Raw genomic sequence first — 24,307 nt, forward strand, 5'->3', positions numbered from 1 at the left:
TTGTTAATACACAAATTTAGTAGGAAATACGTTCCTTGCAAGCGTTTCATGTTAATTTACGCCGTTTTGTTGATAACTTATTTTTTTTGTTGATAAATCAATGGTTATTTCTGATTAAAGTTAAGAAACACCCGTTATTGTTGGTGTTAATGGACTTTCGCCTCCGCTGAAAATGCAATCCCATTCAATAATTCTGGTGCACTCATTTTCTTTTTGCCCGGAAACTGCAAATTAAGTATTTGGATGAAACCATTTTTTACTGCAATTTTCATTTCTTTTTTGGTACAAATTAAACATCCAATCGGATGATTGTGCTCCTCAGAAATTATTTTGGCTTCGTATATTTTGACATTCCATTCTTCATTCTTGTCTTCAAAGAAACACCAAGCCGCTGGATAAGGACTCAAACCTCGAATCAGATTGTTTATCTCTTGAGCTGATTTTGTCCAGTCAATTTTGCAATTCTCTTTGTTGAGTTTGTAGGCTGTTTTGATATCGTTGGTGTCTTTTTGGATTTCTGTAGATACATTTTCTGTTTCGATCATTTCCAAAGTGTCAATAACGGTCTTGCTTCCTAATTCCATTAGTCGGTCATGTAAATGTCCTGCATTTTCGGTTTCATCAATAGGGATTTCCGAACTTAAAAGCATCGCCCCAGTATCGATTTTATCATCGATAAAAAAAGTGGTGACACCCGTTTTAGTTTCTCCATTGATGATTGCCCAATTTATTGGTGCGGCACCGCGATAATTCGGCAGGAGTGAAGCATGAAGATTAAAAGTTCCCAAAGATGGCATTTCCCAAACTACTTTTGGTAACATTCTAAACGCAACTACAATTTGTAAATTAGCATTCAGCGCTTTTAATTCAGCTAAAAAAGTTTCGTCTTTTAGGTTTAAAGGCTGTAATAGAGTAAGATTATGAGCCAGCGCGTATTCCTTTACTGCAGAATACTTTAATTTTTGTCCTCGGCCTGCTGGTTTGTCCGCAGCAGTGATGACACCTACAACCTCATAGTTGTTTTTGATTATTGTGTCTAATATTCCCACTGCAAATTCGGGCGTACCCATAAAAATAATTCGTAATTTTTCCATTATGATCGTAAAGTATATTTGTTATTTGGTTTAACCAAAATTGTGTTGTTTTCTAATAAATCCTGAAGTACTCCAATAACTTCGTCCGGACTATTTTTAGTTTTATTTTGAATGTCTCTTGAATTTAGATCTTCGGCTTGTAATAAAGCAATTATTGCTGTAGAAAGGAGCGATACATCTTTCTTCTTTATTTTCTTGGTAATGCAAAACGAACAAATGCCGCAATCTATGGTTGTTTTTTCTCCAAAATAATGTAGAATCAACTTGTTTTTGCACACTTTTTTCTCACTGATGTAGTGGATTACGGATTGAAGCTGCTCTTTTTTTAATTGATTTTGATTCTCTAAATGTTTCGAAACCCGATTGATGGTTCTGTCATCTTCCCGAACTTCATTGAAAATTAATGTGGCATCATTATTTTTCGAATGGTAATCTATGATTTCTTTTTCTTTTAATTTATGTAAAACAGCCTGGATTTCAGTTTCCTTATGATTTGATTTTTTGGCAATCAGTTGCAGGTTGAATGCAGTTTGCATTTCGTAAATTCCCGGGTAGGTTCGCAAAATGGCTAAAATAATTTCCTCGTCGTTTGGATTTAAACTCATATACCGAATCACTTCTTTGGAAGGAATTAGAAATTGCAGCGTAATTTTTTCTGAAAATTCTTGGGACAGACTAATGATTCCTTGTCGGTCGAGGAATTGCATGGCGTTGTACGTTTTTAGTGTTGGGAATTCATATTTTAAACAAAAATGATGCAAATTGAAGTTAAACTGTTCATTGATTCCTTCTCCGTAAGCGATTTGAAAATAGTTGCAGAGCTTGACATACATGAGATTCAAAAACTTTTTATCTGGAAGAATATTGATAAATTGGCTTTGAGCCTGAATGATATCAGAAGGACTGGTCAATAAAACAGCAAAGGCTCTTTCTCCATTTCTTCCTGCACGTCCTGCTTCCTGATAATAATTTTCCATGTTTTCTGGCAGCTGAATGTGGATGACCGTTTTTACATTGGCTTTGTCAATTCCCATTCCAAAAGCATTGGTAGCCACAATAACCTGTACCTCTTCGTTCATCCAGGATTGCATGTTTTTGTCTTTTTCTTTGGACGAAAGTCCGCCGTGATAGTACGTAGCTTTGAATCCTAATGAATTTAACTGTGAGGAAATATCAAGGCATGATTTTCTGTTTCGTACATATATTATGGAAGGTTGTGGGTTTTTCTTTAGAATTTGTTCTATTCTAAAAAGTTTATCCTCGACCTCAAAAATCATATAAGCAATATTTTCTCTGGCAAATGATTTTTCGAAAACTTGTGGTTTGTGTAATCCCAACTCATTGATAATATCTTCTTTGACTCTTGGCGTCGCAGTGGCAGTCAAGGCCAAAAATGGTACTGTTGGAAAATGCTTTTTTAATTCCGAAATTTTTAAATAAGCTGGTCGGAAATCATGTCCCCATTGTGAGACGCAATGCGCTTCATCTATGGTGATTAAATTGATTGGGAGATTTTTTATTCGTTCCAAAATCCAATCGGATTGAAGACGTTCTGGTGATAAATAAAGGAATTTGTAATTTCCGAATTGGCAATTGTCTAGTAAATCGATCATTTCCTCGGATCGAATTCCGCCTGTCAATGCTATGGCTTTGATGTTTCGCTTTTGCAAATTGGCGACTTGATCTTTCATCAGTGCTACCAATGGCGAGACGACGAGGCAAATTCCGTCATTCATCATAGCCGGGATTTGGAAACAAACTGATTTTCCGCCGCCGGTTGGCATCAATGCAAAAGTGTCATGTCCGCTTAAAACGGAATCGATGATTTCCTTTTGCAGCGACCTGAATTTGTCGTGCTTCCAATATTTTTGAAGAATAGCAACTGCTTCTTGCATAAAGTATAGATTTCATTTCATTGAAAAACAGTCTAAAGCTTAAACCCTAAACCTGCAGACTATTTAGAAATTTCATCTAAGATAAAAAGAATTCTGTTATCCATCGTGTCTTTTGGAACTTCTATAAGTTCGTAACCGTAACTTTGATAGGTTTCCGTAAGATGATTGTAGATGAGTTTAGCTTGTTCGAAGTTTTCGTAACGTTCGTGATCGCTGATGTAAATTTCTTCCCAAGGCGGAAGAATGAATATTTTTGAATAGGTATGTTCACGGCAAGCGGCATCAAAAGTAGCAGGATAACTATCGCCAATGTAATGCATGTAGGCCAAAACATCCGGAATTCCTCTGTCGATAAATACAACTTCATGCGGCTCTTTTGAAGCATTTTGAAATTGTTTCTTTCTTCCTTCAAGAAGTAATTCGCTGAATAACAAAGGTTTTTCAAGGAACAATTGCTCGATTCCTTGTTTTTTTGCTTCCAAAGTCACCTCCCGTGAAATTTCGGGATAACAACAATGTCCTTTAGCGACCAATCCGTCGATAATAGTGGTTTTACCTGTTCCTGGACCGCCAATGATAACTATGATTTCTTTTTGCACTTTTAAAAAATAAGGGGCAAATTTACTTAAACTTATCGGGATTTGAAAAAATCATTGCGGTTAAAATGCGATTAGACAAAAAATCATAATTCAAAATTCATAATTTACGTTCTAAACCGTATATTTGCCTTTATTTTTAAATAGAAAATGGATAAGAAGACTGAAGAATTTTATGATAGATTAAAAGTGGAGTTGGATATGAGCAATACATGGCCAGCTGAATACTTATTTAAATTTATTGTACCAACAGAAAGTGATAATATAGAACGAGTGCAGTTGGCATTTGACTGTATGGGAGCAGTTATCAAAACTACAAAATCCAAGACAGGAAAATTTACCAGTATATCTGTTGATGTTACTGTAAAAGATTCACAAGAAATAGTAGATAAATACCTGGAAGTTTCTACAATAGAAGGTATTATTTCCCTTTAATTACAACATAAAATTTTTGATTTGCTGCGTTCGAATGATTCTAATTTTCGAAAAAAAGCATTGGAATCAAAACAGATACATTCGAATATGAATTCAAAATATATTAAAGAAAACTCGAACGATGTCGTGCATCATTTGGAATATAATGCTGAGAGATCACATTTGATTATTCCGGAATACGGCCGTCATTTGCAGAAATTGATTGATCAGGCCACTAAAATTGAAGATGATGTAGAACGCAACAAAGCGGCAAAATACATTATTCAGGTGATGGGAAGTTTGAATCCACATTTGCGTGATGTTCCTGATTTTCAACACAAATTGTGGGATCAGCTTTTCATAATGTCTGATTTTAAATTAGTGGCTGATTCACCGTATCCAATTCCATCGCGTGAAGTGTTACAACTGAAACCGGATGTTTTAAAATACCCACAAAATTTTCCAAAATACAGATTTTACGGCAACAACATCAAATATATGATTGATGTGGCCAATAAATGGGAAGATGGCGAAATGAAAAGTGCTCTAGTGAAAGTCATTGCCAATCACATGAAAAAATCATACTTGAGTTGGAATAAAGACACGGTGAAAGATGATGTGATTTTCGAACATTTATATGAATTGTCCGATGGAAAATTGAATTTGATTCAAAGTACAGAGGAATTATTGAATACCACAGATTTATTGCGAACCAACAAACGGGTTTCAAATAAAATCTTGCCGGTTGGTCAACCAAAAATTCTCAGCAATAAGAATATAAAAACGGGAAAACCAAATCCAGTTCACAAAAACCAAAATAGAAAACCTTTGTAAATCAGTTATCAACTAGGAGTTCTCAGTTATGAATTTTAATAACTTTTAGCTCGTCAATTTTTAACTTATATCTAATAATTTATAACTCATAACTGTAAAAAATGGGAATTTTCAAAATAGAAGGAGGCATTAGTCTAAAAGGAGAAATCACGCCACAAGGAGCTAAAAATGAAGCGTTACAAATTTTATGTGCCGTTCTTTTAACGCCTGAAAAAGTGATTATTAATAATATTCCCGATATTATAGATATCAATAAACTAATTACGCTTTTAGGAAATTTAGGTGTAAAAATCCAAAAAACAGGATCAGGATCGTATACTTTTCAAGCCGATGAGGTGAATATACAGTATCTGGAAACCGAAGCATTCAAGAAAGAAGGCGGTTCTCTAAGAGGTTCTATTATGATTGTTGGACCACTTTTGGCACGATTTGGAAAAGGATATATTCCAAAACCAGGTGGTGATAAAATTGGACGCAGAAGATTGGATACTCACTTTGAAGGATTCATCAATCTGGGCGCTAAATTCCGTTACAACAGAGAAGATCATTTCTATGGCGTAGAAGCACCAAAAGGATTGAAAGGTGCCGATATGTTATTAGACGAAGCATCCGTTACTGGAACTGCTAATATTGTGATGGCTGCTGTTTTGTCCAAAGGGAAAACAACAGTTTATAACGCTGCTTGTGAGCCTTACTTGCAACAATTGTGTAAGATGTTGAACTCCATGGGAGCTAAAATAACAGGAGTTGGGTCTAATTTATTGACCATCGAAGGAGTTGAAAGTTTAGGTGGTTGCGAGCATAGAATTCTCCCTGATATGATTGAAATTGGAAGTTGGATTGGTCTTGCTGCAATGACAAAATCAGAAATAACAATAAAGGATGTGAGCTGGGACAACCTTGGATTAATCCCCAACACATTTAGAAAACTTGGAATCACATTGGAACGCAGAGGAGATGATATTTACATTCCTGCTCACGTAGATGGGTATGAAGTAAAAACGGATATTGACGGTTCTATTTTGACAATTGCTGATGCGCCTTGGCCTGGATTTACTCCGGATTTATTAAGTATTGTTTTAGTGGTTGCCACTCAAGCAAAAGGCGATGTTTTGATTCACCAAAAAATGTTTGAAAGCAGATTATTTTTTGTTGACAAGTTAATTGACATGGGAGCAAAAATCATGTTATGTGATCCGCACCGCGCCGTTGTAATGGGACATGATTTCAAATCACAACTCAAAGCAACCACAATGTCATCACCAGATATTCGTGCCGGAATTTCCTTATTGATTGCTGCGCTTTCTGCAAAAGGAACGAGTACAATTCAAAACATTGAACAAATCGACAGAGGATACGAACGCATTGACGAACGATTGAGAGCTATTGGAGCAAATATTGTACGCGCGTAAATAACATAAATTATAAAAAATATCGTTTAAGTAAACCAGAAAGAATTTGAATCTAAAATTCAATTCGGTTTACTTAAACGATTTTAGTTTTACTTCAACCTATAAATAAAATACATGTCAAGCGAACAAACAGCAATCAAGGCGACTTATTTTAGTATTGTAGGAAATACTTGTCTGGCAATTATTAAAGGTTTAGCCGGTTTTTTTGGAAATTCGTATGCACTAATTGCAGACGCAATTGAATCGACTACTGATATTTTTTCTTCTTTTCTAGTATTATTTGGAATCAAATATTCAAATAGGCCAGCGGATAAAAACCATCCTTACGGTCATGGTCGGGCAGAACCTTTAATTACTTTTTTAGTGGTAGGTTTTTTGATTACTTCGGCTACGATTATTGCCTATGAAAGTATCATCAATATTGGAACGCCACATCAATTGCCAAAACCATGGACATTAATCGTTCTGGCTGCAATCATCATTTGGAAAGAATATTCTTTTCGAATCGTGATGAAAAGAAGCATTGAAACCAATAGTTCCTCTCTAAGAGCTGATGCCTGGCACCATCGCAGCGATGCAATAACTTCTGTGGCAGCATTTCTTGGGATTTCGATTGCTTTGATTTTAGGGAATGGATACGAATCTGCTGATGATTGGGCAGCACTTTTTGCTTCGGGATTCATACTTTATAACAGTTACCTTATTTTTAGACCCGCTTTGGGCGAAATAATGGACGAGCATTTATACGATGATTTGATAGAACAAATCCGAATGATCTCTATTCAGGTGGATGGAATTATAGATACCGAGAAATGTTTCATTCGAAAAGCCGGTATGCAATATCACGTGGATTTACATGCAACGGTTGATTCCAATATTACCGTGAAAGAAGGGCACGATCTCGCTCATAAACTAAAAGACACTTTGCGGGAAGAAATTCCGGAGTTAGGACATGTGTTGATTCATGTGGAACCCAATGATTAGATTCTTATTCAATAAAATTAAAAAAGGCACCGAAATTATTTTCTGGTGCCTTTTTTAATTCGTTACAATTTTGCTACATCTAGCGCAGTCGAGATGCCGTAATATTTTCCGACTGTACTGCAACTAACAAATAGATTCTTTTTTTATTCTAATATATTCAAAAATTTAAGCCCAAAAACTACTCCGTCACCTTGAAAACCATTTTGGTAGGAACGTACATAATCGACACGAAGCATTTTAAATTTGCCAAAACCTAAATTGTCCAACCCAACTGTGACTTCAGTATAAGGTTTGTTATTGGGCGTAGACAGTGCATGAGCTCCCAATATTAAAGTTGATTTTAGTTTGTTCAACAATGGTATTTTATTCATGATATAACCTTTGTCGTTGTATTCAGTATGTGCTTCAAAATAGCTGTCATTCGTACTGTTAGAATAATATGGAAGCAAATTAAAAACATTTAAATAACGCGCTGTTTGTCCTATGTGGGTTTGATTGCCATTAAAATGCTTGTAATCTATAAAAGCAATATTATCCGCATTCAGAAATTTTCCTGCTTTTAGATTCATCCCTAAAACTCCTTTATTTCCTAATGTCAAATCATACGTTAATCGTGTGTTGAAGTGGTCGAACTCATACTTCTTTTCGTTAGCAGCAACTGCTTTTTCATAGATTAAATATAGAGTTGGATATTTTTCATTTCGGATGTTAAATTTCCCATCGGGACGAGAGGAATATTTGTTTCCAAAATTGATTTTTGCCTGTAAATTCACTTTAGTTAAATGGTGTTTTTCAAATGCCGGACTGGTAAAATCATTCGGTGCCAACGGATTATTCGACGTGTATAAATCGTCTTTGCTAAACAAAGAAAAGTCAGTGTTATTGAATAACGGTTTGCGTTGCTGGTATTCTATCTTTCCATTTAGATTCACTCCATTTGCAATATCTTGGCTGTAGCCAATTGCCGCTGATTCCAAGTTATACAACTTCATGAAATTATTCTTGAAGGCCAAGGAACTTATCGTATTTATAACTTTGCTGATTGGTTCATTCGGGTTAAATTGCTTTACGGAACTGCCTCCTGTCATATATAAAGTGGCATAATTCTGATTGTTAAATCGATGGATAAATTGTCCGGTGACACGCAAACGATCTTCAGCAAAACCGTAATTGAGTTTTGTACTTATGGAAGTATATATTCCTTTACTTTCCTGATTTTTCAAGTTGGTGTATCGAAACCCCGAATCAAAATTATATCCTTGAACCGTATTGAAACTTAGAGAACCAAGATTTAATAATCCCTCGTAACTAAAGCTATGTTTTTCAGTACTATTCTTATACGTGTAGCCCGTCAGCAGCTTTAATAGTTTGAATTTATTTTCTTTTGCATCAACTGAGTCTAAGTATTTTTCAGAATTTCGGACTTTGTAAATACTGTCTTTTCTAATATAGTCCGTGCTTTCTTCCATTGTTAACGGAATGGGTCTGTTGGTATTCCAAAATAAACTGTCTTTTTTATTGGCATTTATTTCGATGCGCGTGATTTCATTTGTAAATGTTTTTGGAGCAAAAGCATCTATGAATTCATAATTACTGTATACATAATTATATTTTCCGGTAAATTTTATGCCAAAAGCGCCTGCTGTGATTTCGAGGCTTTGGGTATTTTTGGCCCAAATTTTATTGCTATTGTTGTAGCCGAAATTTTGTTTTAAGGTCATCACATCAAGAAATTCTTCTTTCATTCGGTAGCCTTTTATATCCAGATCAACGGCGTAAATTGCCCAGGAATCTTCCACGATATAAATGTATCCTTCAAAAACCGGTTCGCTATCACGCTTTGCAGTCATTTTTATTTTGTTAATCATATTGGCATTCTCGTCATTAAACGTGCTCTCTAACTTGTAATTGTAGTAGTTTAAAGCGTTGTTCGCTATTGGAGAAATCATTTGGACACCAAAATCGATAGTGTTATCATAGAAATCATAGAACGAAGATCTGGCAGTATTGTAGCTGTAGCCATTGTTGCTGCCACTTACTTTTGATGCGGTAACGACCTCTTTTAAGTTGTTGGGTTTTTCAAATGCTATTTTCGAAAAGGTCTCAGACAATGAAATAATCCCGGTTCCGGTTGAATCCAAAGCGCCATTCAAATCACCAATTTTTTGTCCTAATATTTTTTTCGGGGCATTTTTTAGTTTAAAAATACCTCTGGAATAAAAGTCAGCGTTGAATCGATTTGTTTTTTCGGTGTTTCGTTTTCTGCTGGCGATTGCACTTTTTATAATCGCTAAAGCCGGATTGTTTTTTTTGTTGATAATTACTTCGTTCAACGAAAAACTTTCTTCAATCATTATGATATTCAACAAATAAGGCAATTTATCGGTTTGTATGGCAACTTTTTGAGTTTTAAAACCTAAAAACTGAAAAACAACGGATTGTTTTCCTTTTTTATTTAAGTTGAACTCGTAATTTCCTTGTTCGTTTGAAGTGGTTCCATTATAGGTGTCTTCCTGAAAAATAGTAACAAAAGGCAAGGGATTTCCTTTTTCGTCCGAAACAGTTCCTTTTATTTGTGCATTGCTGACAAATGAAACTAAGAAAAGCAAAAGTAAGTAGTGTTTTTTCATGAAAGTTTTTTCTTTCACAAAAATAGAAGAAGTTTAAAAAGAGCCTATTAATTATTTGTTAAAGATTTCTTTGGTAGGTAATTATAATTTAAAACTATAAAAAGGACTGTATTGCTAGTTCGTAACTTTTTAAACCAAAACCGAGAATAACTCCTTTGGCATTTCCTGAAATATAGGATTGATGTCTAAAGCTTTCACGCGAAAAAGTATTCGAAATATGGACTTCAACAACTGGAGTAGTAACGGCTTTGACAGCATCACCAATTCCTATGGAAGTATGTGTGTAAGCTCCTGCATTCAAAATAACACCATCAAATGAAAAACCAAATTCCTGAATTTTATCAATTAATTCACCTTCAATATTGCTCTGAAAATAAGAGAATTCAATAGTAGGGTATTTAATTTGTAAAGTGGTGAAATATTCTTCAAAAGTTTGACTTCCATAAATTTCTGGTTCACGTTTGCCTAGAAGGTTCAGATTAGGTCCGTTGATGATACTGATTTTCATAATTCCTGTTTTGGTAAAAATAAAAAAACCGTTCCAATTTATAGAACGGTTTTAATAATTTTAATTTTTTATTATTTTTAGAAAGTAAATCCGGCTGAAATCTGAAGTACAGAGTTCTTAACCTCTGCCTCCTTTGAAGCTTCAGTTAATCCTAAAACATAGCGTCCTTGAAGAAAAATGTTTTTTGTTACATTTAAAGTCAAACCTCCAGCTACTCCAAACTCAAAAGTTTCTGCATTTTTTACGTCAAATTCGTTTCTTTCGCTTAATAAGAAAGAAGCTTGAGGTCCAAGATCTAAACTAACAGTCTTGTTAAAATGTATTTTTGCTAAAACAGGAATGGATAAATAACCCAATTCGTTTTTGAACTCATCAACAGCATTTTTATAAGTCGCTCCTTGAGTCGAATATAATAATTCAGGTTGTATAGAAAAACCATCTGTTAATTTAAGCTCAGCCACTAAACCCGCGTGATAGCTGGTAATAGCATCAGTGTTGTAGTTGTCACTATTTACCGTAATGTTACTTCCGGTCTGATTGGCGTAATTTAAACCACCTTTAAACCCAAACTTGACTAATTGTGCTTGCATGTCCACGGATCCTGCAAGAAGTACTACCGCTACTAAAATTATTTTTTTCATAATTTTTTTTTTAAATTTATTACTATTTATTGAATACTGTCTCTTACTTAAAACTGTTTTATAGAACAATTATTGTTAGTTTTTTTATTTCTAATACCAAGAACTAATCCAAAACACCGCTAAATTACGATTTTTCTTCTTTTAGATACATTTTTGAATTTCAAATAAAAAATTTTAAGTTTCAAATATTTGTAAAACAGTATTTTGTGTTTTAATTCTAATTTTAAATTTCTTACGTTTTTTAGGAAGTTTTTTTGATAGTTATTTTTTAAAGGTTAGAAAAATGAATCATAAGCTTAGATAAATTCACCATTTAGTGTGAAAAATTGAAGTTTTAATTTTTAATAAATATGTTAATAACTTAAAATGGTAAGAAGTATATTACTTTAAATTTAATATAATTTTATGCTTTCTATAAACAATCAATTAATAAAAAATGAAAAAAATTATCTTGTCGGCATGTATTGCTTTTTTTTGTGTTTCGAGTTATGCTCAAAAAGAAGGTGGGTTTAGGGTAGGTTTAGATTTAGGAGTTGTTCCTACTAATGGCGGCGGCGGAGCTTTGTTCTCATTAGAACCAAAATATAATATTAAAGACAACATGAATGTTGGTTTACGAATAGGAATTGCAGCTATTGTTCGTGACATAAATGATTCTGGTGCTACTACTAGTGCAAAAGTTGCGGCTAATGGTTCGTATATTGCTACTTATGATTATTATTTCAACGGTGCTGGGAAATCTTTTGTTCCTTATATCGGTGCTGGTGCGGGTTATTATAGTATTGCAAATGTAGAATTGGATGATACAAATAATAGTAATGATGTAAATGTAGATGCAACCGGTAAAATGGGAGGATTAGTTCGTGGTGGTTTTGAGTGGGGAAAATTCAGAATGGGATTAGAATATAATTTAGTGCCTGAATCGAATTTGCAAGATATCAATGGAAATAATCAAGGTACTGTAGCTAATTCATACGTGGGAATCCATTTAGGATTTTATGTAGGTGGGGGCAAATGGGGAAAATAATTATTTCCTTTTACTATATCAAAACCACTATTAGTAGTGGTTTTTTTATGCTTAAAAAAGAGTTACTTTGTAGCCATGAATTGGGACAGTTATATAAAGAGTTATCAATCGTATCTCAAAATTGAACGCGGTTTGTCAAAGAATACAATAGAAAACTATTCTTTTGATATCGAACGTTTACGCCTTTTTTTAGTCATAAGTGAAATCGAAGTTTCTCCAATTAAAATTAGTGAGGAAACGGTGCAACAGTTTATTTATGGTGTTTCCAAAGAAGTAAATCCTCGTTCGCAAGCCAGAATAATTTCAGGTTTGAAAAGTTTTTTCAGTTATTTAATTTTTGAAGATTATCGTACGGACAATCCTTTGGAACTGATTGAAACACCCAAAACGGGCAGGAAACTTCCTGATACTTTATCTGTCGAAGAAATTGATAATCTTATCGCAGCTATTGATTTGACCACGAATGAAGGAGAGCGCAATCGTGCGATGCTCGAAACGCTTTATGGATGTGGCTTGCGGGTATCTGAATTAGTAACATTAAAAATTTCCGATTTATTCTTTGAGGAAGGTTTTATTAAGATTACCGGAAAAGGCAATAAACAACGTTTTGTACCTATAAGTGATTTGACGCAAAAATTTATTCAAATTTACCGAGATACTATTAGAACGCACCTTACTATTCAAAAAGGATTTGAGGATACTTTGTTTTTAAACAGAAGAGGGAAGCAATTGACCAGAGCGATGATTTTTACAATTATAAAAAACTTAGCGCTTGAAATAAATCTTTATAAAATCATCAGTCCGCATACTTTGCGTCATTCTTTTGCGACACATCTTCTAGAAAATGGGGCTGATTTGCGCTCTATTCAATTGATGCTTGGACATGAATCGATAACAACAACAGAAATATATGTGCATCTTGACAGAAAGTTCCTCGCGCAAGTTGTAAATACTTTTCATCCCAGAAAATAACATTTTGTTAGTAATTTCAATTCGTACCTTGTTAAGGTAAGAAAGAGTTTACGGGATAACCTGTAAATTAAATTTCTTTAAATTCGGCTTATAATGTCATTAAATAGGAGCGATTTTTACAGTTAATTTGTCTTTTAAATAAAAAATATAATCTAAATTGTGTTCTATTAAAATCTTATAAAAAGTAATATGGTTTTTGATTTTCCCCAAAACGGAAATTGCCAAGAGGTAAATGATTTTTATAGTAAATTATTTAATGAGATTCCAGATTTAATTTTTGAATTTGTGATTGCTCCTGACAATACCTATTTATTTCCTTTAGTGAGTAAATCGGTAAACGATTTTTTTGAGTTGTCTTCAAATCATTTTGTAGACAGTGACAAATTCCTTGTGTATGACAGGATATTTGAAGCTGATCGATTGACGTTTTTTCAGTCATTGGTAAATGCAAAAAGAAATATTGCAAGATGGGATTTCGAGTTTCGGGTTTTATTACCTGAAAAGGGACTGCGTTGGCTTAAAGTCTCATCAAAACCAGAATTATATCCTGATGGGAATATTGCTTTTTACGGAAGAATCTCAGATGTAACTGACTTGAAAGATCAGGAAATTAAGCTTAAAATTTCTGAAGAGCGTTTTAAATTTGCTCTTGAAGCTTCTACGGCTGGAGTTTGGGACTGGGATTTAACAACCAATAAAGTTTTTTATTCCTCACAATCGATGAAAATCCTCGAGCAGGAATCTTTAGATATTTTTGATAAGCCGGAACGTTGGGATGAAATTGTACATCCTGATGATTTGGAAAAATATTACTCTGAAATTCAGGATCATTTTGAAAATAAAATACCTTTTTACGAAAATTACCATCGTGTTTTAACCTCAAGCGGAAATTATAAATGGATTTTAGACAGAGGAAAAGTAATTCAGCGTGATGAAGATGGTAAACCATTGCGAGCTATAGGCACGCATACTGATATTTCTGCACAAAAAGAAAAAGAGTTAGAATTAGTAAAAACAATGGAATTGTTTAGTCAACAAAATAGTCGACTACTGAATTTTTCACATATTGTTTCCCATAATCTAAATACGCAAGCCGGCAATATTAAATCAATTTTAGATATTATAGATTCCGAGGAGGATTTAGAGAGTAGTACAGAAATGTTATCTCATTTACGCACTGTCTCTAATGATTTAAATGAAACAATAGCTAATTTGACCCAATTGGTGCTAATACAAAGTAATTCCAACATTCCTATAAAATCATTGAACTTGAATTTATATTTGAAGAAGACTTTGGACTTGATCAAGAATTTAAAAAATTATAATCAAGTTACTATTATAAAAGATATTCCTGAAGACATATTTGTCGATTTTAATCCAGCTTACCTAGAAAGTGTTTTATTGAATTTTACAACAAATGCTATAAAATATTCTAATTCTAATAAACCTGTTGAGATAAAATATTCTTTCTCATTGGAAAATGGTAAAAAAACCTTGTCAATTTCGGATAATGGTTTAGGCATCGATTTAAAAAAATATGGAGATTCTCTTTTTGGTATGTATAAAACATTTCACAAGCACGAAGGGGCTAGAGGTTTAGGGTTGTACATTACAAAGAATCAAATAGAATCGATGAAAGGAACTGTTTCAGTCGAAAGTGAAGTAGGAGTAGGAACAACTTTTAAGATTGTTTTTAACGATAGTTTGAATGCTTAATTACGTTATTTAATAAATAAGCAAAGTTTTTTTAAGTAGATTCTTCGTTTATAATATTCCAAAAAAAAACTTCTCATTGATGAGAAGTTTTTTTATATGTCAGATACAATAAATTATTTAGCAATATTCACAGCTCTTGTTTCACGAATTACAGTAACTTTAACTTGTCCTGGATACGTCATTTCTGTTTGAATTTTTTGTGAAATATCAAAAGATAAGTTCGCTGCATTTTCGTCAGAAACTTTTTCGCTTTCCACAATTACACGAAGTTCTCTACCGGCTTGAATGGCATAAGCATTTTTCACACCGCTGAATCCGTAAGCTACTTCTTCAAGATCTTTTAAACGTTGAATGTAAGAATCCAATACTTGTCTTCTCGCTCCTGGTCTTGCACCTGAAATAGCATCACAAACCTGAATAATTGGAGATAATAATGATTTCATTTCAATCTCATCGTGGTGAGCTCCAATAGCGTTACAAACCTCTTCTTTTTCACCGTATTTTTCAGCCCATTGCATTCCTAATAATGCGTGAGGTAAATCACTTTCGGCATCTGGAACTTTACCAATATCGTGTAACAAACCAGCTCTTTTCGCCAGTTTTACGTTTAAACCAAGTTCAGCGGCCATGATTCCACAAAGTTTAGAAACTTCACGGGAGTGTTGCAATAAATTTTGTCCATAAGAAGAGCGGTATTTCATACGTCCAACCACTTTAATCAATTCTGGATGCAATCCATGAATTCCTAAATCGATAACGGTACGTTTACCAACTTCTATAATTTCATCGTCAATTTGTTTCGCAGTTTTTGCAACAACTTCCTCAATACGAGCTGGGTGAATTCTTCCGTCCGTTACTAATTTGTGTAATGCCAAACGTGCAATTTCTCTACGTACAGGGTCAAAACAAGAAAGGATAATAGCTTCTGGTGTGTCATCAACAATGATTTCTACTCCGGTAGCTGCTTCCAGTGCGCGTATATTTCTTCCTTCACGACCAATGATTCTACCTTTTACGTCGTCAGATTCAATGTTGAATACCGATACACAGTTTTCAACGGCTTCTTCTGTACCAACTCTTTGGATGGTATTGATGATGATTTTTTTAGCTTCTTGTTGTGCGGTTAATTTAGCTTCTTCAATAGTGTCTTGAATATGAGACATTGCTTTGCTTTTAGCTTCTGCTTTCAATCCTTCTACCAATTGATTTTTAGCTTCCTCGGCAGATAAACCTGATATAACCTCTAATTGCTGCAATTGACTTTTATGAAGTTTTTCAACTTCAGCTTGTTTCTTGTCTAAATTCTCAATTTTTGTAGTATATTCTATAGTTTTTGATTCAAAATCATCATTTACTTTTTTCGCTTTTGACAATTCATTTGAAATTTGAGATTCTTTATCACGAACTCTTTTTTCAATTTCGGCCACTTTTTTATCACGTGTTAAAATAACTTGTTCATGCTCTGATTTTAATTCTATAAATTTCTCTTTTGCTTGAAGAATTTTATCTTTCTTTATGTTTTCAGCTTCCAGATTTGCATCTTTCAATATTGATGCTGCTTCTTTCTTAGAATTTTTAATCAGGTTGGAGATGTTGCTTTTTTCTATCAATTTTGCGATACCAAAACCCGCTACAATACCTATAATTCCTGTGATAATAATCGTTAATATGTTGTCCATGTTTGTTAAAATTTATATATAAAAAAGCCTACATTAGTGGGATTGAATAAACTCGAAAAGACAAGTTTTGAGCTAACTCGTTGTTCAAGCTTCCAAACTGAATTGGCTTGCTATAGTAACGATGATTTGCTCATTCTAAAATGTTAGTGTTGAGTTTACCAAATAAGAACTAATGTAGGCAGTATCTTAGTTTTTGTAAAGAACGTTTATTTGTCGAGATATTGATCTAAAATCGCATTGATTTTTTTAATTCTTTCAATGGTTGCTTCGCCATCAATAGTGTTATCAATTTGTTTTTGTTCTGTTTGTGAGGCAAATTGTAAGGCACACATTGCCAAAACATCTTGTTTGTCACGAACAGCGTAATTTTCTTCAAATTGCTTAATCATTTTATCAATTTTTTTAGAAGCGCTTCTAAGGCCTTCTTCCTGAGCAAAATCAACCGTTAATGGGTAAACTCTGTCTGCTATTGATATTTTAATTTTAAGCTTTTCGTCCATATCTTTTATTAATCTGATAGTTGTGCTATACAGTAATCAATTTCGCGAATTAATGAATTTATTTTAAGCTTCGTATCTCTTTTATTATCGTCACTGCCTAGTAATGTATTTGCTACTTTGAGTGTTTCATACTGCGTTTTTAGCGCTTCAATCTCTTGTGATTGACTTTGTATTGTGGATGCAGTTTTTGTTAATTCGTTTTTCAAATCTTGATTGTTTTTCTCTAAACCTTTCATTTTAATAAAAAGTTTTTCGACTTTATTTTCAAGAGTATCAATAATTTCTGCAATTGCACTCATTATATATCCTATTCATTACATAATCATACAAAGTTAGTATTCCTTTTTAATTTTGCAATATTTTATTATTTTTTTTGCATTAAATTAATTAAATATCAGTTGTACAAATGGTTACGATCGGTTTTTTTTAGTGCTGTTTTGAATACTTTTTTTATCTTAGCAAAAATGTAAATCATGAAATTCTCGCTGTATATATTATTTTTTTGCACCTCTGTTTTTGCTCAAGTTGATTATCCAAAAGATTATTTTAGATCTCCATTAGACATTCCGATGCAATTATCCGGGAATTTTGGCGAGTTGAGACCCAATCATTTTCATGCAGGTTTCGATTTGAGAACGCAACAAAAAGAAGGATTAAAGGTTTATGCTGTAGCCGATGGTTATGTGTCAAGAATAAAGATATCTACTTTTGGTAACGGAAAAACAATTTACATCAACCATCCTAATGGATATACTTCGGTTTACGGACATTTAAAAATGACCAACGGCGAAATAGAAAATTACATCAAGAAAACGCATTATAAGGAGCAATCATTTGAAATTGAAATGTTTTTTAAGCCCGATGAAATGGTAGTGAAAAAGGGAGAAATTATTGCTTTTTCAGGCAATACAGGATCCTCAGAAGGACCGCATTTGCATTTTGAATTTCGGGATTCTAAAACAGAATTCATAATCAATCCGATGCTTTTTGGATTTAATAAATTTTTAAAAGATACAAAGAAACCAATTGTTTCTGGGGTTTATGTGTATCCTTTGGATTCGAAAACTACGGTTAATCATTCTAAACGTCCTTTATTACTAAATGTTTCTTTACAAAAAGACGGTACCTATTTGTCAGACAAAGTTGTCGCAAATGGTTCAATTGGTTTTGGTATCTCCGCTTACGATACTGATGATGTTTCGTTTAATAATAACGGGGTGTATAAAGTGCAGTCTTTTTATAATGGGAAACCAAATTTCGGTTATGAATTCAACACGTATTCCTTTGATGACATGCGGTACATTAATGCATTGATTGATTATTCAAGATATAAGAAAATGCAACAACGCGTTCAGAAATTATTCATGAAAACGCCCTATAATTTAAGTTTTATTCAAGCCGATGAAAACAAAGGGGTTTTGCAAGTAACACCCAATTTAGCCTCGCTCTATCGCATTGAAGTTTCGGATTTTTTTGGAAATAAAAAAACAATATCAATTCCTATCAAGTACGATATCTTACCTGCCATAATTAGCAAGGAGTCTGTGCAATCCAATTATTTCGTACGAGCGAACAAAGACAGCAATTTTGCTTTAGGAAACATGTCGGTTTTCTTTCCTGCGGGAACTTTTTACGAAGATTTTGATTTGAATTTTGATGTAAAAAATGACACCTTGTTTTTGCATGACGACACGGTTCCTGCGCACACTAATTTTACCGTTTCCATTGAAGATACAAAATCCACCGAACTGCAAAAAGAAAAAATGTTTATTGGCAGAATTGAAGGAAAAAAAATAAATTACAATCCAACCTACAGAAAAGATAATGTTTTTAATACTAAGGTTAAAATTTTAGGTAAGTATGCTTTGGTTTCAGATGCGGTTGCTCCAAAAATAAGCATAGCCGCTCCTGTTGAAGGAAAATGGATTAGTGAACAAAAAACCATTCAGTTCTCTATTTATGATGAATTATCAGGGATTAAATCATACAATGGCTACTTAAACGGGAAATGGGTTTTATTTGAATACGATAACAAGACTAGAAAATTGACTCATTATTTCAGTGATGGAATTGCTGTTGATGGAGCCAATGATTTAAAAATTGTTGTTACGGATAATGTAGGAAATTCAACTACCTTTGAAACTCGTTTTTTTAGAAGTCAAAAAAATTAAAAATCACACACTTTGAGTGCGAATCAATTATTACCTGTATTCTTATTTGTTTTTTTGAGCCTAACTTTATCCGCTCAAACGGCTAGAATAAAAGGTGTTATTTTAGACAAAAACAATCAACCGGTAGAAAACGTCAATGTTTCTTATTCGAGTGGCGGTACGCGGACCAACGAAAATGGTTTTTACAATTTAAAAATTCCTGCAAACAAACAAGTGACACTTGTTTTTACGCATGTCTCTTTAAAAAAAATAACTGTGATTTTTTCTTTGGATACCAATGAACAAAAGGAGTTCAATCCAGTAATGAGCGATCAGGAAGAACAAATGGGAGAAGTTATTGTGACCTCTAACAACCGAAAACAGATTCAGGGTATTACAGCAATTGAACCTGAGATGATTCGGAAAATTCCCGGAGCCAATGCCGGAATCGAAAACATTTTGAAATCCTTGCCGGGCGTAAATTCTAATAATGAGTTGAGTACACAGTACGCAGTGCGTGGAGGAAATTATGACGAGAATTTGGTTTATGTAAATGAAATTGAAGTCTATCGTCCGTTATTGATTCGCTCGGGACAACAAGAAGGGTTAAGTTTTACCAATACGGATCTAGTGCAAAATGTTGATTTTTCGGCGGGAGGTTTTCAAGCGAAGTTTGGGGATAAATTATCTTCTGTTTTAGATATTACATACAGAAAACCGGTTAAATTTGGCGCAAGCCTTGAAGCAAGTTTCCTTGGCGGAAGCCTTTCTGTCGATGCAGTTTCCAAGAATAAAAAATGGTCTGCAGTAACGGGAGTTCGATACAGAAATAACAGCCTTTTAGTAAAAAGTCAAGAAACTCAAACGAATTTTACACCGTCTTTTGCGGATATTCAAACTAATATAAATTATCAAGCTTCGGCTAAATGGCAATGGAGTTTTCTGGGGAATATTTCTCAAAATAAATACCAATATCAGCCATTAACGAGGCAGACTAATTTTGGAACCATAGATAATCCTATGGCACTTACTGTTTTTTATGAAGGTCAGGAAAAGGATAAATACGATACGTATTTTGGAGCTTTAAAAACAACGTTCAATGTTTCGGATAACTTCACTTTGAAATTTATCGGTTCTGTTTTTCATACTTTAGAACAAGAATATTTTGATATTTTCGCACAATACCATTTAGGCGAAGTGGATTCCAGTATTGGGTCAGAAACTTTTGGAGAAGTTGCTTTTACAAGAGGAATTGGTTCTCAGTTGAGTCATGCCAGAAACGATTTGGATGCCCTGATTGTAAATACAGAGATAAAAGGATTTCACGATTGGAAAGAAAACCAATTTGAATGGGGAGTAAAATATACACGAGAATCCATTCGTGACAGAATAATAGAGTGGGAGGTAATTGATTCGGCTGGTTTTTCATTGAATCAACCCATTATTGATTTGCCAAAAAATGATCAGCCGTATTCACCTTACACCGGACCGCTTGTTCCGTATCAAAATATTAGAGCGACAAATTTTAACTCCATCAATAGATTTTCGGGTTATGGTCAATGGAGTTTAAAATCGAATATTGGTTCGAGTGAAGTTTGGTATAATGCCGGAATACGTTTACACAATTGGGAAGTTACAGGTTTTGATATAGCTGGCAAATCCCAAATTACTTTCAGTCCCAGAGCACAATTTGCCATAAAACCAGATTGGGAGAAAGATATGGTTTTTAGACTTTCGGGAGGATTGTACCATCAACCGCCATTTTATAGGGAATTACGAGATAGTGATGGAATAGTACAACCTAATACCAAAGCGCAGCAATCAGTGCATGTTGTTTTTGGGAATGATTATAGTTTCAAGATGTGGAATCGTCCTTTCAAGTTGGTTTCAGAGTTGTATTATAAATCGCTGACGGATGTAAATACGTACACGATTGACAACGTTCGCATTCGATATGCAGCCAACAATAATGCGACCGCGTATGCGCAAGGACTGGATGTTCGCTTGAACGGGGAATTTGTTCCCGGCACAGAATCGTGGTTTAGTTTTGGCTATTTGAAAACAGAAGAAAACAGCAATGATAAAGGTTATATTGCCAGACCTACAGACCAGAGATTGAAATTTGGACTTTTATTCCAAGATTACATGCCTAATATTCCAAGTATTAAATTGTACTTGAATTTGGTGTACAATACCGGATTGCCCGGCGGTTCTCCATCGTATGTTGATCCTTATTTATATCAAAACAGATTGAATGATTACCGCCGTGTTGATGTGGGTTTTTCTAAAGTTTTTATAGACAACACAACCGTAAAAAAGAATATGGGTTGGTTTAAAGATTTTAAAGAGTTAGCAATAGGGTTGGAGATTTTTAATCTTTTTGACAATCAAAATGCCATTACAAATACTTGGGTTCGGGATGTATATTCTAAAAATCAATATGCAATTCCGAATTATATGACAACCAGAGTTTTTAATTTGAAATTGACTGCGAGGTTATAACCGTTAAATTATTAAAATTTACCCCAATTTTAATTCGTTAAATCAAGTATCGAATGACGTTACCATTTTTAAAAATGATTACATTTGAATTTTAATAATGCAAAAACATGAAAAAACTACATATCACAATATTAGGAATCGCAATTTTACTTTTGACCAGTTGTAAAGAGGAGGTTGAAAAACCAAAAGTTACTTACGATGGAACAAGTAGAGCAAAAGAACTGGCCAAAACTGATTCTACCCAAATACAAATTGCCGATTTGCCACTTCAAATGGAAGGAACGGATTACTTGATTCATCCTGTTGCGGATTTAAGTATTCGTGAGAAAGGTATAAAATCGAGATATGGTTCTTCCAGCGTGAATGATTTGAGTTTTACCATATCTAATTATGGCGAATTTGAAATTACTGGTTTTTTGCAGAATTTGAAATTTCAAAAAGTTGATTCTGACTCTATCAGAAAATTGACAGACAAACCTGTTTTGATTATGACAGCTACGTATTTGAAGTCGGTTGCTGATAAAACCAATAACCAGATTATGGTGTACACGATGGTGGATATGGATACGAATAAAGACGGTAAATTAGATACAAGTGATATTAAAGCCTTGTATTTAAGCGAAATCAGCGGCGAGAAATTCACTAAAATATCCTCTGATTTTCAGGAATTAATCGACTGGAAATTGATAGGAACCAATAATCGTTTGTACTACAGAACGGTTGAGGATACTAATAAAAATGGAGAGTTTGATAAGAAAGATGTTGTGAATTATTACTATATCGATCTGTCAAAAAAGGAATGGAAAATAATTGGTTACGAGCCAGTTTAGCAGCATTGATTTTAAATTAAAATATCACTTTCCAAGTCTGATTTTTCAATGGTGAAATTAAAACCAAGTTGTTTTACTAACTGAATGACCAGATTTTTATACCAGTTTTCGGATTTAGGATGAATATATATTTTTTCGATTAACTGATTGATGTCTACATTGATTTTCAAGCCTTCATTGATTTTGATTTCGCTTTCGCCAATGTCTGTGATGATGCGTACTTCGCCTTCATATTGAAAACTTTTTCGTTTGAATAAAAAAGGAAAAAACATATCGTCAAACGGAATGTGCTCTTTTTTGTAATCGATGTAATTTACTTCCCCAATGTATTGATTGAAATTAGTTTCCGGATTCAAGGATTCTTGCAAACGCCCAATTGTGGATTGAATTGCCAACCCTTCACTGTTTTGCGTGAAAATCTGCCACATGGCAAATGATTCGTATTCATTGATGTGCCAGCTGCTAATTGCTACTTTTTCCCGATGTGTTTTATAATAGTTTAAAAAGTCAGGATTGTCTATTGACAGTTTTTTTATTTCCTCAAAAGTGGGTTCGCTAAAAGTACCTTCATATTGATCTTCAAATTTATCGGATCGCGACATGAATAATTTTTCAGACATCAATAAATCCAAAAACTTAGATAAATCAAGATATTTCCAAACAACAGTATTTGGGTCTTCAGGTAGTTTTATGTTTGGATTGTTGATGTACATTTAAAGTATTTTTAAAAAAATGTTGCTCTAACGTTAGATACGATATGTAAAGTTGACCATTTTATTTTATAATTAGGATTTAAGCACTTGTTTTTTTATTATGATTTTTTGCCCATTCAACTTTTCTATTTCATAATTGTCTTTTTTAAGATTTTCAATTCTCCACAATATAAAATTACACTCATCTTTAAAATCAGTTGCCTCTAAACCATTTATTGATTTCACTTCTTCTTCTGCTTCTAAATCTTTTGCTGAACTTTCGGAATTGTTGTTTTTACCCATGATTATTAATTTGCCGTTTTTCAAATAACAATCGGCATCAAAACTCATTTGTAAAGAAATAGGTTGGTTTGAAAGTTTCAAATAATATTTTGAATTGTCATTGTTCAGGATCAAAATAGAGGATAACTGCGAGAAGAATTTGAGCCCTATTTTATTTTCAATATTTGCTCTAATTTCTATTTTTAAATCATCAAATCTTTTGTTACCGATAATCAAATTATCAAAACTTAAAGCTTCGTATCTGTTGATTTTTATATTGGAAAGACTCATTGTCAATCGGGAACCAGAAATTATTGCATCTTGATTTTCTTGTTTTAGTTTTTTAAAAATCGGTTCTTTTTCAGAAACTTCAAAAAAATCGTTATATCCTAAGTCTATTAAGCAATTTTTGAATTCGGTTTCATTGATGGTAAAAGTAGTGAAATGGCGGTTATTTTTGTAAGTAATGGGCATCTCAAGCATTTCGCTAGAATATTCAAAATTTGATTTTGAGACATATAAAAGATTTTTCTCAAAATCAATTTTCCAGTTCAGCTTGTTGATAGCATTTGCACCTAATAAATAATAATTATTACAAGATAAAAAAGGCATGTCATACACTATGCTTTTTACATTTTTAATTTTAAAAGAACCAATTGTTACTGTTTCAATTGTTCCTTCTTTCATGGAGTTTACATCTTCGTTACTGTCAGTAATATTCTTTTTTCCAGTAATTTTGATATTAGCGCTATTAGCTTTTGCTGATGTGACCACACCAAGCGATGCGCCTGTGTCAAATGCAAAGTCAGTTTCGATGCCATTTATTAGCCCCTTAAAAACTAATAATGAAGATTTAGTTGTAAAAGGGATTGTGTCAATTTTGACAGATTGGGCTTTACTTAAAGATGAAAGTAAAAGCAATAGTACTAGTAGAGTGTTTTCTTTCATG

21 protein-coding genes and 1 other RNA gene are annotated in these 24,307 nt (G+C 33.6%); 10 read left to right on the top strand and 12 right to left on the bottom strand.

Going from position 1 to position 24,307, the window contains the following annotated elements; all coding sequences use genetic code 11:
• Nucleotides 1-146 precede the first annotated feature (146 nt).
• Genes fmt through G7A72_RS12930 form a run of 3 tightly spaced genes read right to left on the bottom strand, consistent with a single transcriptional unit; the run spans nt 147 to nt 3,588 of the window.
• The gene (gene fmt, locus G7A72_RS12920; RefSeq protein WP_165152758.1) at nt 147-1,094 is read right to left on the bottom strand and encodes a methionyl-tRNA formyltransferase; all 948 of its coding nucleotides are present in this window, start codon (nt 1,092-1,094) and stop codon (nt 147-149) included.
• On the bottom strand, nt 1,094-2,989 hold the full coding sequence (locus tag G7A72_RS12925; RefSeq protein WP_165152759.1) for an ATP-dependent DNA helicase RecQ: 1,896 nt from the start codon (nt 2,987-2,989) through the stop codon (nt 1,094-1,096). Before G7A72_RS12925 ends, fmt begins: the two co-directional genes overlap by 1 nt.
• 59 nt (nt 2,990-3,048) lie before the next feature.
• Nucleotides 3,049-3,588 (bottom strand): AAA family ATPase, encoded by a 540-nt coding sequence (locus tag G7A72_RS12930; RefSeq protein ID WP_091171620.1) that lies wholly within the window; start codon nt 3,586-3,588, stop codon nt 3,049-3,051.
• A 147-nt stretch (nt 3,589-3,735) separates the two neighbouring features.
• On the opposite strand from G7A72_RS12930, the gene G7A72_RS12935 reads away from it, so the two are divergent.
• The 4 genes from G7A72_RS12935 to G7A72_RS12950 all read left to right on the top strand — a co-directional run bounded on the left by G7A72_RS12935 (nt 3,736) and on the right by G7A72_RS12950 (nt 7,229).
• A complete protein-coding gene (locus G7A72_RS12935; RefSeq protein ID WP_165152760.1) occupies nt 3,736-4,020 on the top strand; it encodes a DUF493 family protein in 285 nt (94 codons plus the stop codon).
• Nucleotides 4,021-4,107: 87 nt separating this feature from the next.
• Entirely contained in the window at nt 4,108-4,833 is a 726-nt protein-coding gene (locus G7A72_RS12940; protein WP_091171614.1) for a DUF4290 domain-containing protein, read from the top strand.
• A gap of 101 nt (nt 4,834-4,934) precedes the next feature.
• Complete coding sequence (gene murA, locus G7A72_RS12945; RefSeq protein ID WP_113666360.1) at nt 4,935-6,245, top strand: UDP-N-acetylglucosamine 1-carboxyvinyltransferase; 1,311 nt, start codon at nt 4,935-4,937, stop codon at nt 6,243-6,245.
• Nucleotides 6,246-6,359: 114 nt separating this feature from the next.
• Entirely contained in the window at nt 6,360-7,229 is an 870-nt protein-coding gene (locus tag G7A72_RS12950; RefSeq protein WP_165152761.1) for a cation diffusion facilitator family transporter, read from the top strand.
• 143 nt (nt 7,230-7,372) lie between these two features.
• Here G7A72_RS12950 and G7A72_RS12955 read toward each other — a convergent pair whose 3' ends face one another.
• The 3 genes from G7A72_RS12955 to G7A72_RS12965 all read right to left on the bottom strand — a co-directional run bounded on the left by G7A72_RS12955 (nt 7,373) and on the right by G7A72_RS12965 (nt 11,008).
• The gene (locus G7A72_RS12955) at nt 7,373-9,859 is read right to left on the bottom strand and encodes a DUF5686 and carboxypeptidase regulatory-like domain-containing protein (RefSeq protein WP_165152762.1); all 2,487 of its coding nucleotides are present in this window, start codon (nt 9,857-9,859) and stop codon (nt 7,373-7,375) included.
• A 94-nt stretch (nt 9,860-9,953) separates the two neighbouring features.
• On the bottom strand, nt 9,954-10,367 hold the full coding sequence (gene aroQ / locus G7A72_RS12960; RefSeq protein WP_165152763.1) for a type II 3-dehydroquinate dehydratase: 414 nt from the start codon (nt 10,365-10,367) through the stop codon (nt 9,954-9,956).
• A 77-nt stretch (nt 10,368-10,444) separates the two neighbouring features.
• The gene (locus tag G7A72_RS12965; protein ID WP_165152764.1) at nt 10,445-11,008 is read right to left on the bottom strand and encodes a porin family protein; all 564 of its coding nucleotides are present in this window, start codon (nt 11,006-11,008) and stop codon (nt 10,445-10,447) included.
• Nucleotides 11,009-11,444: 436 nt separating this feature from the next.
• Here G7A72_RS12965 and G7A72_RS12970 point away from each other — a divergent pair, with 436 nt between their 5' ends.
• The 3 genes from G7A72_RS12970 (at nt 11,445) to G7A72_RS12980 (ending at nt 14,723) form a co-directional block, all read left to right on the top strand.
• Entirely contained in the window at nt 11,445-12,035 is a 591-nt protein-coding gene (locus tag G7A72_RS12970; protein WP_165152765.1) for a porin family protein, read from the top strand.
• Nucleotides 12,036-12,110: 75 nt separating this feature from the next.
• Entirely contained in the window at nt 12,111-13,007 is an 897-nt protein-coding gene (locus G7A72_RS12975; protein WP_165152766.1) for a site-specific tyrosine recombinase, read from the top strand.
• Between the two features lie 189 nt (nt 13,008-13,196).
• Nucleotides 13,197-14,723, top strand: a complete 1,527-nt coding sequence (locus G7A72_RS12980) for a PAS domain-containing protein (RefSeq protein ID WP_165152767.1) — start codon at nt 13,197-13,199, stop codon at nt 14,721-14,723.
• A gap of 113 nt (nt 14,724-14,836) precedes the next feature.
• Here G7A72_RS12980 and rny read toward each other — a convergent pair whose 3' ends face one another.
• The 4 genes from rny to G7A72_RS13000 all read right to left on the bottom strand — a co-directional run bounded on the left by rny (nt 14,837) and on the right by G7A72_RS13000 (nt 17,201).
• On the bottom strand, nt 14,837-16,402 hold the full coding sequence (gene rny / locus G7A72_RS12985) for a ribonuclease Y (protein WP_113666352.1): 1,566 nt from the start codon (nt 16,400-16,402) through the stop codon (nt 14,837-14,839).
• Nucleotides 16,403-16,450: 48 nt separating this feature from the next.
• A non-coding RNA gene (gene ssrS, locus G7A72_RS12990) (6S RNA) lies at nt 16,451-16,557 on the bottom strand.
• A gap of 51 nt (nt 16,558-16,608) precedes the next feature.
• Nucleotides 16,609-16,902, bottom strand: coding sequence for a cell division protein ZapA (locus G7A72_RS12995; RefSeq protein ID WP_113666351.1), 294 nt, complete (start codon nt 16,900-16,902; stop codon nt 16,609-16,611).
• Nucleotides 16,903-16,910: 8 nt separating this feature from the next.
• Nucleotides 16,911-17,201, bottom strand: a complete 291-nt coding sequence (locus tag G7A72_RS13000; RefSeq protein WP_113666350.1) for a hypothetical protein — start codon at nt 17,199-17,201, stop codon at nt 16,911-16,913.
• A 174-nt stretch (nt 17,202-17,375) separates the two neighbouring features.
• On the opposite strand from G7A72_RS13000, the gene G7A72_RS13005 reads away from it, so the two are divergent.
• The 3 genes from G7A72_RS13005 (at nt 17,376) to G7A72_RS13015 (ending at nt 22,384) form a co-directional block, all read left to right on the top strand.
• The gene (locus G7A72_RS13005) at nt 17,376-19,073 is read left to right on the top strand and encodes a M23 family metallopeptidase (RefSeq protein ID WP_165152768.1); all 1,698 of its coding nucleotides are present in this window, start codon (nt 17,376-17,378) and stop codon (nt 19,071-19,073) included.
• 12 nt (nt 19,074-19,085) lie between these two features.
• A complete protein-coding gene (locus tag G7A72_RS13010) occupies nt 19,086-21,554 on the top strand; it encodes a TonB-dependent receptor (RefSeq protein WP_165152769.1) in 2,469 nt (822 codons plus the stop codon).
• A gap of 107 nt (nt 21,555-21,661) precedes the next feature.
• Nucleotides 21,662-22,384 (top strand): hypothetical protein, encoded by a 723-nt coding sequence (locus G7A72_RS13015; RefSeq protein WP_165152770.1) that lies wholly within the window; start codon nt 21,662-21,664, stop codon nt 22,382-22,384.
• An 11-nt stretch (nt 22,385-22,395) separates the two neighbouring features.
• On the opposite strand, the gene G7A72_RS13020 is transcribed toward G7A72_RS13015, so the two are convergent.
• Nucleotides 22,396-23,097 (bottom strand): DUF2971 domain-containing protein, encoded by a 702-nt coding sequence (locus G7A72_RS13020; RefSeq protein ID WP_113666346.1) that lies wholly within the window; start codon nt 23,095-23,097, stop codon nt 22,396-22,398.
• Between the two features lie 72 nt (nt 23,098-23,169).
• On the bottom strand, nt 23,170-24,306 hold the full coding sequence (locus G7A72_RS13025; protein ID WP_165152771.1) for a retropepsin-like aspartic protease: 1,137 nt from the start codon (nt 24,304-24,306) through the stop codon (nt 23,170-23,172).
• Between the last annotated feature and the right edge of the window lies 1 nt (nt 24,307).

The sequence above is a fragment of the Flavobacterium sp. Sr18 genome, assembly GCF_011064265.1.
Classification (GTDB): Bacteria; Bacteroidota; Bacteroidia; order Flavobacteriales; family Flavobacteriaceae; genus Flavobacterium; species Flavobacterium petrolei.

Excerpts from the sequence above, each read along its gene's own strand:
- G7A72_RS12995 (WP_113666351.1), bottom strand. The coding sequence starts at position 16,902 with ATGGACGAAAAGCTTAAAATTAAAATATCAATAGCAGACAGAGTTTAC.
- G7A72_RS12925 (WP_165152759.1), bottom strand. The coding sequence starts at position 2,989 with ATGCAAGAAGCAGTTGCTATTCTTCAAAAATATTGGAAGCACGACAAA.
- G7A72_RS12955 (WP_165152762.1), bottom strand. The coding sequence starts at position 9,859 with ATGAAAAAACACTACTTACTTTTGCTTTTCTTAGTTTCATTTGTCAGC.
- aroQ (WP_165152763.1), bottom strand. The coding sequence starts at position 10,367 with ATGAAAATCAGTATCATCAACGGACCTAATCTGAACCTTCTAGGCAAA.
- G7A72_RS12950 (WP_165152761.1), top strand. The coding sequence starts at position 6,360 with ATGTCAAGCGAACAAACAGCAATCAAGGCGACTTATTTTAGTATTGTA.
- murA (WP_113666360.1), top strand. The coding sequence starts at position 4,935 with ATGGGAATTTTCAAAATAGAAGGAGGCATTAGTCTAAAAGGAGAAATC.
- G7A72_RS12940 (WP_091171614.1), top strand. The coding sequence starts at position 4,108 with ATGAATTCAAAATATATTAAAGAAAACTCGAACGATGTCGTGCATCAT.
- G7A72_RS12935 (WP_165152760.1), top strand. The coding sequence starts at position 3,736 with ATGGATAAGAAGACTGAAGAATTTTATGATAGATTAAAAGTGGAGTTG.
- rny (WP_113666352.1), bottom strand. The coding sequence starts at position 16,402 with ATGGACAACATATTAACGATTATTATCACAGGAATTATAGGTATTGTA.
- G7A72_RS13000 (WP_113666350.1), bottom strand. The coding sequence starts at position 17,201 with ATGAGTGCAATTGCAGAAATTATTGATACTCTTGAAAATAAAGTCGAA.
- G7A72_RS12970 (WP_165152765.1), top strand. The coding sequence starts at position 11,445 with ATGAAAAAAATTATCTTGTCGGCATGTATTGCTTTTTTTTGTGTTTCG.
- G7A72_RS12980 (WP_165152767.1), top strand. The coding sequence starts at position 13,197 with ATGGTTTTTGATTTTCCCCAAAACGGAAATTGCCAAGAGGTAAATGAT.
- G7A72_RS13025 (WP_165152771.1), bottom strand. The coding sequence starts at position 24,306 with ATGAAAGAAAACACTCTACTAGTACTATTGCTTTTACTTTCATCTTTA.
- G7A72_RS13015 (WP_165152770.1), top strand. The coding sequence starts at position 21,662 with ATGAAAAAACTACATATCACAATATTAGGAATCGCAATTTTACTTTTG.
- fmt (WP_165152758.1), bottom strand. The coding sequence starts at position 1,094 with ATGGAAAAATTACGAATTATTTTTATGGGTACGCCCGAATTTGCAGTG.
- G7A72_RS13020 (WP_113666346.1), bottom strand. The coding sequence starts at position 23,097 with ATGTACATCAACAATCCAAACATAAAACTACCTGAAGACCCAAATACT.
- G7A72_RS12975 (WP_165152766.1), top strand. The coding sequence starts at position 12,111 with ATGAATTGGGACAGTTATATAAAGAGTTATCAATCGTATCTCAAAATT.
- G7A72_RS12965 (WP_165152764.1), bottom strand. The coding sequence starts at position 11,008 with ATGAAAAAAATAATTTTAGTAGCGGTAGTACTTCTTGCAGGATCCGTG.
- G7A72_RS13005 (WP_165152768.1), top strand. The coding sequence starts at position 17,376 with ATGAAATTCTCGCTGTATATATTATTTTTTTGCACCTCTGTTTTTGCT.